At 32.6% G+C, this 14,842-nt stretch carries 15 protein-coding genes; 10 read left to right on the top strand and 5 right to left on the bottom strand.

All coding sequences use genetic code 11. From position 1 onward, the window contains the following. The first annotated feature begins 57 nt into the window (after positions 1-57). Positions 58-1,530 (top strand): serine-aspartate repeat adhesin O-glycosyltransferase SdgA, encoded by a 1,473-nt coding sequence (gene sdgA, locus JV528_RS09185; protein WP_001106716.1) that lies wholly within the window; start codon positions 58-60, stop codon positions 1,528-1,530. Positions 1,531-1,652: 122 nt separating this feature from the next. On the opposite strand, the gene sdgB is transcribed toward sdgA, so the two are convergent. From sdgB to JV528_RS09165, 4 genes are all read right to left on the bottom strand, one after another. After that, positions 1,653-3,143 (bottom strand): serine-aspartate repeat adhesin O-glycosyltransferase SdgB, encoded by a 1,491-nt coding sequence (sdgB, locus tag JV528_RS09180; RefSeq protein ID WP_065315831.1) that lies wholly within the window; start codon positions 3,141-3,143, stop codon positions 1,653-1,655. 281 nt (positions 3,144-3,424) lie between these two features. After that, a complete protein-coding gene (folE2, locus tag JV528_RS09175; protein WP_000134232.1) occupies positions 3,425-4,303 on the bottom strand; it encodes a GTP cyclohydrolase FolE2 in 879 nt (292 codons plus the stop codon). Positions 4,304-4,315: 12 nt separating this feature from the next. Continuing rightward, on the bottom strand, positions 4,316-4,981 hold the full coding sequence (gene bshB2, locus JV528_RS09170) for a bacillithiol biosynthesis deacetylase BshB2 (protein WP_000129073.1): 666 nt from the start codon (positions 4,979-4,981) through the stop codon (positions 4,316-4,318). 13 nt (positions 4,982-4,994) lie between these two features. After that, entirely contained in the window at positions 4,995-5,357 is a 363-nt protein-coding gene (locus tag JV528_RS09165) for a YojF family protein (protein ID WP_001574742.1), read from the bottom strand. Positions 5,358-5,632: 275 nt separating this feature from the next. Here JV528_RS09165 and nagB point away from each other — a divergent pair, with 275 nt between their 5' ends. From nagB to JV528_RS09120, 9 genes are all read left to right on the top strand, one after another. Further along, complete coding sequence (gene nagB / locus JV528_RS09160) at positions 5,633-6,391, top strand: glucosamine-6-phosphate deaminase (protein ID WP_000866427.1); 759 nt, start codon at positions 5,633-5,635, stop codon at positions 6,389-6,391. A gap of 76 nt (positions 6,392-6,467) precedes the next feature. Beyond that, positions 6,468-7,100 (top strand): 3-hexulose-6-phosphate synthase, encoded by a 633-nt coding sequence (hxlA, locus tag JV528_RS09155; protein WP_000422864.1) that lies wholly within the window; start codon positions 6,468-6,470, stop codon positions 7,098-7,100. A gap of 1 nt (position 7,101) precedes the next feature. Beyond that, positions 7,102-7,650 (top strand): 6-phospho-3-hexuloisomerase, encoded by a 549-nt coding sequence (gene hxlB / locus JV528_RS09150; protein ID WP_001051594.1) that lies wholly within the window; start codon positions 7,102-7,104, stop codon positions 7,648-7,650. Between the two features lie 112 nt (positions 7,651-7,762). Next, on the top strand, positions 7,763-8,410 hold the full coding sequence (locus JV528_RS09145) for an HAD family hydrolase (RefSeq protein WP_000667092.1): 648 nt from the start codon (positions 7,763-7,765) through the stop codon (positions 8,408-8,410). 801 nt (positions 8,411-9,211) lie between these two features. After that, the gene (locus tag JV528_RS09140; RefSeq protein WP_000347071.1) at positions 9,212-10,612 is read left to right on the top strand and encodes an MFS transporter; all 1,401 of its coding nucleotides are present in this window, start codon (positions 9,212-9,214) and stop codon (positions 10,610-10,612) included. 543 nt (positions 10,613-11,155) lie between these two features. Then, a complete protein-coding gene (locus tag JV528_RS09135) occupies positions 11,156-12,532 on the top strand; it encodes a long-chain fatty acid--CoA ligase (RefSeq protein WP_001100818.1) in 1,377 nt (458 codons plus the stop codon). Between the two features lies 1 nt (position 12,533). Beyond that, on the top strand, positions 12,534-13,673 hold the full coding sequence (locus tag JV528_RS09130) for a thiolase family protein (RefSeq protein WP_001070663.1): 1,140 nt from the start codon (positions 12,534-12,536) through the stop codon (positions 13,671-13,673). Continuing rightward, complete coding sequence (locus JV528_RS09125) at positions 13,648-14,013, top strand: hypothetical protein (RefSeq protein ID WP_001165060.1); 366 nt, start codon at positions 13,648-13,650, stop codon at positions 14,011-14,013. The genes JV528_RS09130 and JV528_RS09125 overlap by 26 nt, the downstream gene beginning before the upstream one ends. Before the next feature lie 2 nt (positions 14,014-14,015). Then, positions 14,016-14,294 (top strand): hypothetical protein, encoded by a 279-nt coding sequence (locus tag JV528_RS09120; RefSeq protein ID WP_000671089.1) that lies wholly within the window; start codon positions 14,016-14,018, stop codon positions 14,292-14,294. 190 nt (positions 14,295-14,484) lie between these two features. On the opposite strand, the gene vraX is transcribed toward JV528_RS09120, so the two are convergent. Then, positions 14,485-14,652 carry a C1q-binding complement inhibitor VraX gene (vraX, locus tag JV528_RS09115; protein ID WP_000587958.1) on the bottom strand — a complete coding sequence of 56 codons (168 nt, stop codon included), beginning with the start codon at positions 14,650-14,652 and terminating at the stop codon, positions 14,485-14,487. Positions 14,653-14,842: the final 190 nt, after the last annotated feature.

The following is a 14,842-nucleotide window of genomic DNA, read 5'->3' as shown; positions in this document are numbered from 1 at the left end:
TTTTTCATATAAAATAAACAATAAAGATACGGAATAAAACTTATATGAGGCGATAATATGAATTACATTTTAGGAACAATTTTAGAAAGTAAAATTACTGGTGTAGAAAAAGCACAAATAAATAGACTGAAGTTGTTCAAACAACACGGCATATCTTCAAAATGTGTATATGTTAAATGGAATCCTTATTCATACACATATGCGAAGCAACATCAGATTGAAAATGATCTGTTTACAATGTATGACTATTTTCAAAAAGCAATCAATTATAAAAAGACAAAGCAAGTTAACTGGATACAGTATTGGGAAAAGTCATGTAGGTACACATTGAAATTTGTGGAAAATTCAAATGATGTCAGAATATATGATGAAGAGCAATTTATAATGTATGCTCATTTTTTAGATAAACAGTATCATCAATTAAACTATGTGAATTATTTTGATCATAAAAGAAGAAAAGTAAAACGTGAATTGTATGATGGAAGAGGCTTTTTAAGTTGTTCTCGAATTTTAGGTGAAGGGCAACGGATTGTACTCGAAAATTACTATACACCTAATGGGGAAATCGTCATCCAAAAATATTTCGACGATATAAAAGGGAAAAACACGCTCACAAAGGTTATCTTAAATGAAGACCAGCATCAACAATTTTTTGATACAGAAGATGAATTAGTTCAATATTTTCTCCATCAATTATGTAAAAATAATGATCAAATCATATTAGACCGTCCTCATGAATTAGGAAATGTTATTGCGGGATTAAATCAAAGTATTCCAGTTATTGTTGTGCTCCACAGTACACATTTATCCGGCACCGGTAATGATATAAAAAGTTTTTATAAAACAGTGTTTAATAATTTAACACGTTATAAAGCGATTGTTGTATCAACAGAAAAGCAATGCCAAGATATTTCACAATATATTGAAAATAAAATACCAGTTATCAATATTCCGGTTGGCTACGTGGCAAACTTAAAGTATCAATTTGACAGCAATCAAAAGGATAAAAATCATATCATATCAATTGCTCGCCTCGTTGAAAATAAACAAATTAAACATCAAATTGAAGTGATCAAGCAATTAGTAACAAAACATCCCAATATTCAATTGAATATTTATGGACATGGAAATGGTTTGTTAGAATATCGACAACTTGTAGAAGATTATCATTTATCGGAACATGTTAAATTTCATGGTTTTAAGACGCATATTAATGAAGAGATTGCTAAAGCAGAACTGATGTTATCGACAAGTAAAATGGAAGGTTTTGGCTTAGCAATTTTAGAGTCGCTTTCAGTAGGTACACCAGTGATCAGTTATGATGTAGATTATGGGCCATCAGAACTGATTCAAGATGGATTTAATGGCTATTTAGTACCTCAAGGTGACATCAATCAAATGGTTGAAAAGGTCGACCAATTACTAAATAATACTCAAATGATGCAACAATTTTCGATTAATAGTATAGAATCTGCACAACAGTACAATGCAACTACTATCAGTACAAAGTGGCAAAATATTTTAAACTAAGTCAAAAGAAAAAAGCATTTTCCTAGAATTATCTATTTAACAAACCACGTTCATATGAACTTACATGTTTAGTTAAATAACATAGGAAAATGCTTTTTTATAAAAATAAAGGTAAAGTACATTTATATAAGACGAACAAATTGGTCCCATTGTTTAATTAACGACGCTTTACTATATTGTTGCGCTTTTGCCAAACTACCTTTTGACAGTCGTTGTTGTACTTCAGGATGATCAATCACATATTTCACTTTATCAAATAGGGCATCTTCACCATTTTTAGTAATTAAATAACCATTGAAATCTGAAGTAATTAATTCACCAGGTCCATATTTAATATCATAACTAATAACTGGAACACCATGTGCTAAAGATTCAAGTAGCGCTAAAGAGAAACCTTCCATGTTACTTGTTATTAAACTCAAATAGGCATCGCTATATTCTTGGTCTAGATTGCTTAAAAAGCCACGTAAATATACATGATTTTCTAATCCATATTTTTGTATCAATTCATTTAATTTTTTACTTTCTGAACCAAAACCATACATATGGAGTTCTACTTTCGGTACATAAGGGACTAAGCGTTTAACTAATTCAATTTGCTGATGTAATTGTTTCTCAGGTGAATAACGTGCAACGGAAATTAATTTAACACTGCGCTGGTCTAGTGTTTGAACGGGTGTATCAATAGAGTCACTATAACCGACGGGAATATTAATGACAGGTATAGCATAATTAATACGTTTTTCAACATCTAATTTTTGCTGCTCAGTAGAAACGATAATGGCACGATATCGAGATAAATTTTCAAACATCGCTTTATATACATTTTTAAATGGCGATGAATCTAATGCATCAATATTTTTAATGTGTGTACTGTGAAGCACAGCTACTACTGGGATTGACTCAGGTGTTAAGTTGAAAATAGGTGCTGTATACACATTACGATCACTGAAAAATAAATCCCCATGTTGATATAGTTGTTTAATGAAAAATGCGCCTAATTCCGTTTCATTATTAAAGAAATATTGTTTGTTAGCATAGTAAACAATAATTTTTTGTACTTCTGGTTTGCCATCTTTGTATGAAAAATACTTTTCTAATTTTGTGTCACCTTCTGGATTATAGAAAAATTCACATAATGTTTGTTGTTTATCAACAAGGATTCTACTACAACTTAAAAAGCCACGCACATCATAAAAATCACGTTTTACTTTTCGTCTTTGACTATCAAAATGATTCACATAATCTAATATACGATATTTAGGATCTTGAAAATGGGCATACATTAAGAAACGCTCTTGATCATATATTCTAAAGTCATGACTATTTTCAACATGTTTTAAAGTATAATGACATTCATCAGTCCAATATGACAACCAGTCAAATGGTTCATTGCGTTCTAAATATGTTGCTTCTTGGAAGAAATCATACATATTAATATAGTCAGAACTAGTAATATAATTTTGGGCATTTCTATATAAATATCTATTCCATGACAGAAATACACATTGCGCTGGTCTTCCAATTTCTTTAAATAAATTTAAACGATTAATAATTGCTTTCTCTATCCCAGTTAAATTAACACCTAAACTATTACCTACAAAATAATTCATTTACAACACCACTTATATCTATTTTTTATAATTATATCACATAATATTTAATTACTTCTTTTAAGTGGAAGATGTGTTTATTTATAAAACAACAAGTTTTGATATTTATAATGGTAGTAGTTATTCAGTCAACTACGACCAATATATCATTGTAGAGCTTTGGAAATTGATTTATGACTCAGGCACATCAAATGAGAAGATTTATAAAAGAGATATACAACTCTAGGAGGTATAATAAAAACGCGCAACTACTGTTACGCGTTTGAATTAATCATATGATATTATTTGCGATACTTTAATTTAGCGAAAGCATCATGTTGATGGATAGACTCTTCATTACGACATTCGATATCGAAACCGTCTAACCAATCAAATTCAACTAAGTCCGCGGCAATTAAACGAATTAAGTCTTCGACAAAACGTGGATTTTCATATGCACGCTCTGTCACTCGTTTTTCATCAGGACGTTTTAAAATAGGGTATAGAATTGAACTTGCATTAGCTTCCATTGCATCTAAAATTTTGTTTTTATAGTCATCAACTATGTCTTGATCTTTATTAATATATGTTTTAACAGTGACAACACCACGTTGGTTGTGCGCTGAATATTCACTTATTTCTTTTGAACAAGGGCATAGCGTTGTGACAGTTGCTTCAATAGTAAGTTCTTTACGTGTAACTTTATCACCGTCAATTGCTAATCCATAAGTGACATCGGCATTACCAACTGCTTTAATATTTGTGGTTGGACTATAGCGATCAAAGAACCATTTCCCAGAAACATCAACGCCTGCCGCATTTTGTTTCATATTCGTTTGTAAAGTGCGTAACACCTGATAAAGTGTATTAAATTCAAGTTCAATACCATTATCATAGTGCTTTTCAACACTTTCAATAATACGGCTCATATTAATACCTTTTTCGTCTTTTGTTAAACTTGTTGAAAAACTAAATGTGCCAGCTGTTTGATACTGGTCAACAAGTACAGGGTACACTAAGTTTTTAATACCAACTTCTTCTATTTCAAATAAGAAATCTTTATGTGTACTTTGTAAATCTGTCATTTCGTTCTTAGTAGTAGGTTTCGTGCCTTCGATAGGATCTACGGAACCAAAGTGTTTCCAACGACCTTCTCGTGTCGATAAATCAAATTCAGTCATTTTTTTCCTCCGTTAAGATTTAAAGTGATATGTCCAATATGGTTCGACTGTTAAAAAGCTGTGTTGTTTACCATCGATTTCAGGACTTGCTAATTGTTTTAAAAATGGACCTGTTTGAGAAGCATGTGCTTCAAATGCCTTAATTTTAAGTTCTTTAAAATCTGTAATATCATTTTGAATATCAGGCTCTCCAAGAGCTTCGGTTGCATCATTACTGAACGCAACTAAAGTTAAACGAGGGCGTTCTTCTTTAGGCATGCGTTCAACCGTTCGAATTACAGCGTCTGCTGTTGCTTCGTGATCAGGATGTACTGCATATCCAGGATAAAATGAAATAATCAATGATGGATTTGTATCATCGATTAAAGATTTAATCATACCATCTATATGTTCATAGGGTTCAAATTCGACAGTTTTGTCACGTAAACCCATTTTTCTTAAATCAGTAATACCAATAACTTTACAAGCTTCTTCTAGTTCACGCTCACGAATACTTGGTAATGATTCGCGCGTTGCAAATGGGGGATTACCTAAATTTCTGCCCATTTGTCCTAGGGTTAAACATGCGTATGTTACAGGTATGCCTTGTTGGATATAACTTGCTAATGTGCCTGCAGATGAGAAGGTTTCATCATCAGGATGTGGAAATATTACTAATACATGTCTTTCGTCAGTCATGTTGATGCCTCCTCTATAAATTAAATGGTCGCTCACTAATTTGAAGTGCTGCAGCGAGTTGACCTTCGTAATTAAAACCTGCAATTAAAAATTCATCATGCTCATTGATCTCAAAATGCGTTAGACCTTGTACATAAACCCAACCACCATTTGATAGTTTAAGACCAATGCGATAAGGTTCTTTATTACCACCTTTTAGTTGCGCATGCGTATATGTTACTTGTATGTTTCTTAAAAATGTACCAGCATTAAAAACACGTTGATCGAAATGGTTCGCATAGGCCCCATTTGTCGTTTCAACATGCAGATACACAGGTTTATGTTCAAAAGAAGCAAGTAAATCTATAACTTCTTGTTCTTTAATTGGTTCCAACACGTTCACTCCTTACACTATCAATGTGTTTATCTTTCTATTTTACTAAAAACTATTCAATAATTGTATACGATTGCTCAATTATTTATAAATTAATTTTCATGAAGAGTAATTACTCAGGATTACACAATCATACAGCATTAGTTTTTTACTTTTAAAAATCAAAAATTTGTTGGAATTTGAAAAGTGTTAAACATTAAAAATGATGCTATATTAATGGTGTATGAATGAATTCATAAGTTTTTAAAATGTATTAAATTTGTGGAGGCATGTAAACAATGAAAGTATTAAACTTAGGATCGAAAAAACAAGCATCATTCTATGTTGCATGTGAGTTATATAAAGAGATGGCATTTAATCAGCACTGTAAACTAGGTTTAGCAACTGGCGGTACAATGACAGATTTGTATGAACAACTTGTTAAGTTATTAAATAAAAATCAGTTAAACGTAGACAATGTATCCACGTTTAATTTAGACGAATATGTAGGTTTAACCGCATCACATCCGCAAAGTTATCACTATTATATGGATGACATGCTTTTCAAACAATATCCTTATTTTAATAGAAAGAATATTCATATTCCGAATGGAGATGACGATGATATGAATGCGGAAGCGTCAAAATATAATGACGTTTTAGAACAACAAGGTCAACGTGATATTCAAATTTTAGGTATTGGAGAAAATGGTCATATTGGATTTAATGAACCTGGTACGCCGTTTGATAGCGTTACTCATATCGTTGATTTGACTGAAAGTACTATTAAGGCTAATAGTCGATATTTTGAAAACGAAGATGATGTTCCAAAGCAAGCCATTTCGATGGGACTTGCTAATATTCTTCAAGCTAAACGTATCATTTTACTCGCATTTGGTGAAAAGAAACGTGCTGCTATTACACATTTATTAAATCAGGAAATTTCTGTTGATGTTCCAGCCACATTACTTCACAAACACCCGAATGTTGAGATATATTTAGACGACGAAGCTTGCCCGAAAAATGTTGCGAAAATTCATGTCGATGAAATGGATTGATTGCAATGTTTAATTAAGAAATGCCTCGGGAAAGGTTCCAATAGAAAGATAAAAAGCATTGGAAGGATGATTTTTAGTGGAATTACAATTAGCAATTGATTTATTAAACAAAGAAGACGCGGCTGAGTTAGCAAATAAAGTAAAAGATTATGTAGATATCGTAGAAATCGGTACGCCAATCATTTACAACGAAGGTTTACCAGCAGTTAAACATATGGCAGACAACATAAGTAATGTAAAAGTATTAGCAGACATGAAAATTATGGATGCAGCTGATTATGAAGTTAGCCAAGCTATTAAATTTGGCGCGGATGTAATTACAATACTAGGTGTTGCAGAAGATGCATCAATTAAAGCAGCTATTGAAGAAGCTCATAAAAATAATAAACAATTACTAGTTGATATGATTGCTGTTCAAGATTTAGAAAAACGTGCAAAAGAACTAGATGAAATGGGTGCTGATTATATTGCAGTACACACTGGTTATGATTTACAAGCAGAAGGGCAATCACCATTAGAAAGTTTAAGAACCGTTAAATCTGTTATTAAAAATTCTAAAGTTGCAGTAGCAGGTGGAATTAAACCAGATACAATTAAAGAAATTGTCGCTGAAAGTCCGGATCTTGTTATTGTTGGTGGCGGAATCGCAAATGCAGATGATCCAGTAGAAGCTGCAAAACAATGTCGCGCTGCAATCGAAGGTAAGTAATATGGCTAAATTTAGTGATTATCAATTAATTCTAGATGAATTAAAGATGACTTTGTCACATGTTGAAGCGGATGAGTTTTCTACGTTTGCGTCCAAAATACTACATGCTGAACATATATTTGTAGCTGGCAAAGGACGTTCAGGATTCGTGGCGAATAGCTTTGCAATGCGCTTAAATCAGCTCGGCAAACAGGCACATGTTGTTGGAGAATCAACGACACCTGCGATTAAGTCGAATGATGTATTTGTAATTATCTCTGGTTCAGGTTCCACGGAACATTTAAGATTATTAGCAGACAAAGCAAAATCAGTAGGTGCTGACATCGTATTAATTACTACAAATAAAGATTCTGCAATAGGCAATCTAGCTGGGACGAACATCGTTTTGCCTGCAGGTACAAAATATGATGAACAAGGTTCGGCACAACCATTAGGAAGTTTGTTTGAACAAGCATCACAATTATTTTTAGATAGTGTTGTAATGGGATTGATGACTGAAATGAATGTTACGGAACAAACAATGCAACAAAATCATGCTAATTTAGAATAAATAAAAGATAGTCGATAATATTATGCCATTGTGATAATATTATCGATTATTTTTTTATTTAAATATTAAATTATAGTATAATGTCATTAACAAACGAACGGGAGTGTTAATAGTGAAGTTTGACAATTATATTTTTGATTTCGATGGTACATTAGCAGACACGAAAAAATGTGGTGAAGTAGCTACACAAAATGCATTTAAAGCATGTGGTTTAACGGAACCATCATCTAAAGAAATAACGCATTATATGGGAATACCTATTGAAGAATCATTTTTAAAATTAGCAGACCGACCATTAGATGAAGCAGCATTAGCAAAGTTAATCGATACATTTAGACATACATATCAATCTATTGAAAAGGACTATATTTATGAATTTGCGGGTATAACTGAAGCCATTACAAGTTTGTATAACCAAGGGAAAAAACTTTTCGTGGTGTCTAGTAAGAAGAGTGATGTATTAGAAAGAAATTTATCGGCTATTGGATTAAATCACTTGATAACCGAAGCTGTTGGATCCGATCAAGTAAGTGCATATAAACCAAATCCTGAAGGCATACACACAATTGTGCAACGCTACAATTTAAATAGCCAACAAACGGTTTATATTGGTGATTCAACATTTGATGTTGAGATGGCGCAACATGCTGGTGTACCATCTGCAGCAGTAACATGGGGAGCACATGATGCAAGGTCATTACTTCATTCAAATCCAGATTTTATAATCAATGATCCATCAGAAATTAATACAGTATTATAAAATTTGTTAAAACAGAGAATACCATGGTTAAAATGCATATTCATAAATATTAGATTATACATAGAAATATTTCGCTTTAGATTAGGAATTTAAAATAAATATTTATTAAACATTATGAATTTTTAAAGAGTGATGTCTGATTCGTTGATCAGCTTGGGACATAAATCAATGTCCTAGGATCTATAATATTATATTGGCAGTAGTTGACTGAATGAAAATGCGCTTGCAACAAGCTTTTTTTCAACTCTAGTCAGGGGCCCCAACACAGAGAATTTCGAAAAGAAATTCTACAGGCAATGCGAGTTGGGGTGTGGGCCCCAACAAAGAGAAATTGGATTCCCAATTTCTACAGGCAATGCGAGTTGGCGGGGCCCCAACATAGAAGCTGGCGGAAAGTCAGCTTACAATAATGTGCAAGTTGGGGTGGGACAACGAAATAAATTTTGTAAAAATATCATTTCTGTCCCACTCCCAAAGTAATGACAAAGTTATTGAAGTAAATTGAATATAAACATTTAAATATGATGAGGAAAGTAGTGATAGCATATGACTTACATGAAGTTGTGTGCTATCGCTATTTTTAATTATAAATCTAATATGTTGATCGTTCGATGATTTAAGAATTATTATTGTTTAATTCAAATGTACGAGGGTATAAAATCATTGAATTTAATTCGATAAAGTGAAACTTTTGAACAAACATACTTTTGTATTTATATAAAAGTTTAAATTCTTATAAATTTGACAAAACTAATTAACTCCGTATAATTATGAAACATACAAGAGGGAGTGTATGAATTCATGGATTTTAATAAAGAGAATATTAACATGGTGGATGCAAAGAAAGCTAAAAAGACTGTTGTTGCAACCGGTATCGGTAATGCAATGGAATGGTTCGATTTTGGTGTCTATGCATATACAACTGCGTACATTGGAGCGAACTTCTTCTCTCCAGTAGAGAGTGCAGACATTCGACAAATGTTGACTTTCGCAGCATTAGCCATTGCGTTTTTATTAAGACCAATTGGTGGTGTTGTATTTGGTATTATTGGTGACAAATATGGACGTAAAGTTGTATTAACATCAACAATTATTTTAATGGCATTTTCAACATTAACCATTGGATTATTGCCAAGCTATGATCAAATTGGACTTTGGGCACCAATACTATTATTGCTTGCAAGAGTACTACAAGGGTTTTCAACAGGTGGAGAGTATGCGGGGGCAATGACATATGTTGCGGAGTCATCTCCAGATAAGCGTCGTAACTCATTAGGTAGTGGACTAGAAATTGGGACATTATCAGGTTACATAGCTGCTTCAATTATGATTGCTGTATTAACATTCTTTTTAACAGATGAACAAATGGCATCATTTGGTTGGAGAATCCCATTCTTACTTGGTTTATTCTTAGGATTATTTGGCTTATATTTACGTCGTAAGCTGGAAGAATCACCAGTTTTCGAAAATGATGTTGCAACACAACCAGAAAGAGACAACATTAACTTTTTACAAATCATCAGATTTTATTACAAAGATATATTTGTATGTTTTGTAGCTGTTGTATTCTTCAATGTTACGAACTATATGGTAACTGCATACTTGCCAACCTATTTAGAACAAGTTATCAAATTAGATGCAACGACAACAAGTGTATTAATTACTTGTGTCATGGCAATAATGATTCCATTAGCATTAATATTTGGTAAGTTAGCGGATAAAATAGGTGAAAAGAAAGTATTTCTAATTGGTACTGGTGGGCTAACATTATTTAGTATCATTGCATTTATGTTATTACATTCACAATCATTTGTTGTTATAGTAATTGGTATATTTGTATTAGGATTTTTCTTATCAACTTACGAAGCGACAATGCCAGGGTCGTTACCAACGATGTTTTACAGTCATATAAGATATCGAACTTTATCAGTAACATTTAATATCTCTGTTTCGATATTTGGTGGTACGACGCCATTAGTTGCAACATGGTTAGTTACGAAAACTGGAGATCCATTAGCACCTGCGTATTATTTAACAGCAATCAGTGTTATTGGCTTTTTAGTTATTACATTCTTACATTTAAGTACAGCAGGAAAATCTCTAAAAGGTTCGTATCCAAATGTAGATAACGAGCAAGATAGAGCTTATTATGCAGAACATCCAAAAGAAGCATTATGGTGGGTTAAAGAACGTAAGAATTAGAGATTTTAATAAAAAGTATAAATCAATCGTATATAAGCACTTTAAAGCTAGTAGGTTCTGCTAACTTTAAAGTGCTTTTTAAATTGAGAACTGTAATTAGCCGTAATAAAGTTTTTGTATATACATAAACCCCCACTGCAATGATTATCGCAATGGGGGAAAGAGGGGACTTAAAGCATATGTTTAGCTTTGAATACTTAAAATTCTCTTGCTATTGAAATGTTAGGATGTAAATATGTCTTAGAGTATTTTGTCCAACGCAATTAATATTGAGACTCTAACCTTCAATATTATTATAGAGAACACAAACTTAAATAGATTGGGTGACTTATTTGTGTCAGTTATTGCGATTGCGATAACTTCTTTTCTCTATATACATATAGTAACGTCTTATCTAATAAAAAACATGGTACTACAGTATCAAATTTATCTAGGGCTTAAGTTTGATTTTTATCATAGGTAGTATGACCTGATAAAAATGCTTGTTCATTATATAATGTTAACAAGATGTATTTTAAAGTTTACATTGAGTGAGGGATATTGATGAACGTAATTTTAGAACAGTTGAAAATACATACTCAAAATAAACCTAATGACATAGCATTACATATAGATGATGAAATAATTACATATAGTGAACTAAATGCCCGCATCACTAGCGCAGTTGAATCTTTGCAGAAATATTCACTTAACCCTGTCGTTGCTATTAATATGAAATCACCGGTTCAAAGTATTATTTGTTATTTAGCTTTGCATCGTTTACATAAAGTGCCTATGATGATGGAAGGTAAATGGCAAAGTACTATACATCGTCAATTGATTGAAAAATATGGTATTAAAGATGTAATTGAAGATACAGGTCTCATGCAGAGTATAGACTCACCGATGTTTATTGATTCAACGCAATTACAGCACTACCCCAATTTATTACATATTGGTTTTACTTCAGGGACAACTGGACTGCCAAAAGCATATTATCGTGATGAAGATTCATGGTTGGCTTCTTTTGAAGTTAATGAAATGTTGATGTTAAAAAATGAAAATGCCATAGCAGCCCCCGGACCACTATCGTACTCGTTAACATTATATGCGTTATTGTTTGCTTTAAGTTCTGGTCGTACTTTTATAGGACAGACCACTTTTCATCCTGAAAAGTTACTTAATCAATGTCGTAAAATATCATCATACAAAGTTGCTATGTTTCTTGTTCCAACGATGATTAAATCATTATTGTTAGTTTACAACAATGAACATACAATCCAATCATTTTTTAGCAGTGGAGATAAGCTGCATTCTTCTATTTTTAAAAAGATAAAAATTCAAGCAAATGACATAAATTTGATTGAATTTTTTGGTACATCGGAAACCAGTTTTATCAGCTATAACTTGAATCAGCAAGCACCAGTTGAATCAGTAGGTATGCTATTTCCAAATGTGGAATTGAAAACAACGAATCACGATCACAATGGTATAGGAACTATTTGTATAAAAAGTAATATGATGTTTAGTGGCTATGTAAGCGAACAATGTATAAATAATGATGAATGGTTTGTTACTAATGATAATGGCTATGTAAAAGAGCAGTATTTATATTTAACGGGACGACAACATGATATGTTAATTATTGGTGGTCAAAATATATATCCAGCACATGTTGAACGCCTTTTAACGCAATCGTCGAGTATTGATGAAGCAATTATAATCGGTATTCCAAATAAGCGTTTTGGTCAAATAGGTGTATTGCTTTATTCTGGTGATGTGACACTTACACATAAAAATGTAAAACAATTTTTAAATAAGAAAGTGAAACGCTATGAAATTCCATCGATGATTCATCATGTAGAAAAGATGTATTACACTGCAAGTGGTAAAATTGCTAGAGAAAAAATGATATCGATGTATTTGAGAGGTGAATTATAATATGAATCAAGCAGTCATAGTTGCAGCTAAACGAACTGCATTTGGGAAATTTGGAGGCACTTTAAAACATTTAGAGCCAGAACAATTGCTCAAACCTTTATTCCAACATTTTAAAGAGAAGTATCCAGAGGTAATATCTAAAATAGATGATGTAGTTTTAGGTAATGTTGTTGGGAATGGTGGCAATATTGCAAGAAAAGCATTGCTTGAAGCGGGGCTTAAAGATTCAATACCTGGCGTCACAATCGATCGGCAATGTGGGTCTGGACTTGAAAGTGTTCAATATGCATGTCGCATGATTCAAGCCGGAGCTGGCAAGGTATATATTGCAGGCGGTGTTGAAAGTACAAGTCGAGCACCTTGGAAAATCAAACGACCGCATTCTGTGTACGAAACAGCATTACCTGAGTTTTATGAGCGTGCATCATTTGCACCTGAAATGAGCGATCCATCAATGATTCAAGGTGCTGAAAATGTAGCCAAGATGTATGATGTTTCAAGAGAATTACAAGATGAATTTGCTTATCGAAGTCATCAACTGACAGCGGAAAATGTAAAGAATGGAAATATTTCTCAGGAAATATTACCTATAACCGTTAAAGGAGAAATATTCAACACTGATGAAAGTCTAAAATCACATATTCCGAAAGATAACTTTGGCCGATTTAAGCCCGTGATCAAAGGTGGGACCGTTACCGCTGCGAATAGTTGTATGAAAAATGATGGTGCAGTTTTATTGCTTATTATGGAAAAAGATATGGCATACGAATTAGGTTTCGAGCATGGTTTATTATTTAAAGATGGTGTTACGGTAGGTGTTGATTCTAATTTTCCTGGCATTGGTCCAGTACCAGCCATTTCCAACTTACTAAAAAGAAATCAATTAACGATAGAAAATATTGAAGTCATTGAAATTAACGAAGCGTTCAGTGCACAGGTGGTTGCCTGCCAACAAGCTTTAAATATTTCAAATATGCAATTAAATATATGGGGTGGTGCATTAGCATCAGGTCATCCATACGGTGCAAGCGGTGCCCAATTAGTGACGCGATTATTTTATATGTTTGACAGAGAGACTATGATTGCATCTATGGGGATTGGGGGAGGTCTAGGAAATGCAGCATTATTTACTCGATTCTAACCAGCGATTAAATGTGTCATTTTCTAAGGATAGTGTGGCTGCATATTATCAGTGTTTTAACCAACCTTATAGAAAAGAAGTACCACCATTAATGTGTGCGTCATTATGGCCAAAATTTGATTTATTTAAAAAATATGCATATAACGAACTGATTTTAACAAAATCAGCAATTAATCAAACTCAAAAGATAGAAGTAGACACAATATATGTAGGGCATTTAGAAGATATTGAATGCCGACAGATTCGCAATATCACACGTTATACAATGGCTTTAACATTAACTAAAAATGATCATCATGTCATAACGGTTACACAAACTTTTATTAAGGCGATGAAGTAGAGATGAAGTTTAATGAGATATGGATAAATGAATATTTGGCGCTCGTAAATGATGATAATCCAATACATAATGAGATTGTGCCAGGACAATTAGTGAGTCAAATGATGCTGATGGCTATGTCAATAGAGGCGAACCAGTGTCAAATTAACTACGTTAAACCTATTTTAATAAATGAAAATATCGAATTCATTGAAGAACACGAGCAAGAAATGATAGCAATTAATGACGATGGAGAGATTAAAATAAAGATTTCTTTAAGCACAAAAAATAACCGATATTAGCTGCATGAACGCATATTAATTAGGAGATGAAAGGACAGCTAATATCAGTTATGTATTGTTATTATTATTGGGAACAGAGATAAATATAGGCTACGTTTCTTTCTTTGCACGGGGATGCATTAATCTAAAATAATAATAACAACTATATCAATGTTTAATAAATTCTGGATTATTGGAACGATTAGTCAATTTAACTAACTTTCATATGATCTATATCGTCTTGTAATAAAGAGAGCAATTTGAATATTTCAGTATCACTAAATGAATCGTCACATTTAATTGAAACATGCTGAAACGTTTTGGTTATAATTTCATAAACTGGTGCGCCTTCATGGTGATACTGTCGATAAATAATCATAACCTATATTACCTCCTTTGCTACTCTATGGTTATATTATAAATAACATTTTTATGTGTGACATCAACCTTAAGTATCAACTTTTTATCAGACATAGAACGTATGATTTACTAAGACTATTTATGTATCATGTTTTAAAAGGAATATATTTTTATAAAGTCGTTGAGAAGTTATTTTTAATTTCAAAAAA

Origin of the sequence: Staphylococcus sp. GDB20D11A, assembly GCF_016893255.1 — a bacterium.
Lineage (GTDB): Bacteria > Bacillota > Bacilli > Staphylococcales > Staphylococcaceae > Staphylococcus > Staphylococcus aureus.
Note: the sequence above shows the minus strand (reverse complement) of the source record. Positions and strands in the feature narration are given on the sequence as shown.

Bases quoted from the DNA above. Each gene is read 5' to 3' on its own strand.
- sdgB (WP_065315831.1), bottom strand. From the start codon at position 3,143: ATGAATTATTTTGTAGGTAATAGTTTAGGTGTTAATTTAACTGGGATA.
- JV528_RS09130 (WP_001070663.1), top strand. From the start codon at position 12,534: ATGAATCAAGCAGTCATAGTTGCAGCTAAACGAACTGCATTTGGGAAA.
- JV528_RS09140 (WP_000347071.1), top strand. From the start codon at position 9,212: ATGGATTTTAATAAAGAGAATATTAACATGGTGGATGCAAAGAAAGCT.
- JV528_RS09125 (WP_001165060.1), top strand. From the start codon at position 13,648: ATGCAGCATTATTTACTCGATTCTAACCAGCGATTAAATGTGTCATTT.
- sdgA (WP_001106716.1), top strand. From the start codon at position 58: ATGAATTACATTTTAGGAACAATTTTAGAAAGTAAAATTACTGGTGTA.
- vraX (WP_000587958.1), bottom strand. From the start codon at position 14,652: ATGATTATTTATCGACAGTATCACCATGAAGGCGCACCAGTTTATGAA.
- bshB2 (WP_000129073.1), bottom strand. From the start codon at position 4,981: ATGACTGACGAAAGACATGTATTAGTAATATTTCCACATCCTGATGAT.
- JV528_RS09120 (WP_000671089.1), top strand. From the start codon at position 14,016: ATGAAGTTTAATGAGATATGGATAAATGAATATTTGGCGCTCGTAAAT.
- hxlB (WP_001051594.1), top strand. From the start codon at position 7,102: ATGGCTAAATTTAGTGATTATCAATTAATTCTAGATGAATTAAAGATG.
- nagB (WP_000866427.1), top strand. From the start codon at position 5,633: ATGAAAGTATTAAACTTAGGATCGAAAAAACAAGCATCATTCTATGTT.
- JV528_RS09135 (WP_001100818.1), top strand. From the start codon at position 11,156: ATGAACGTAATTTTAGAACAGTTGAAAATACATACTCAAAATAAACCT.
- folE2 (WP_000134232.1), bottom strand. From the start codon at position 4,303: ATGACTGAATTTGATTTATCGACACGAGAAGGTCGTTGGAAACACTTT.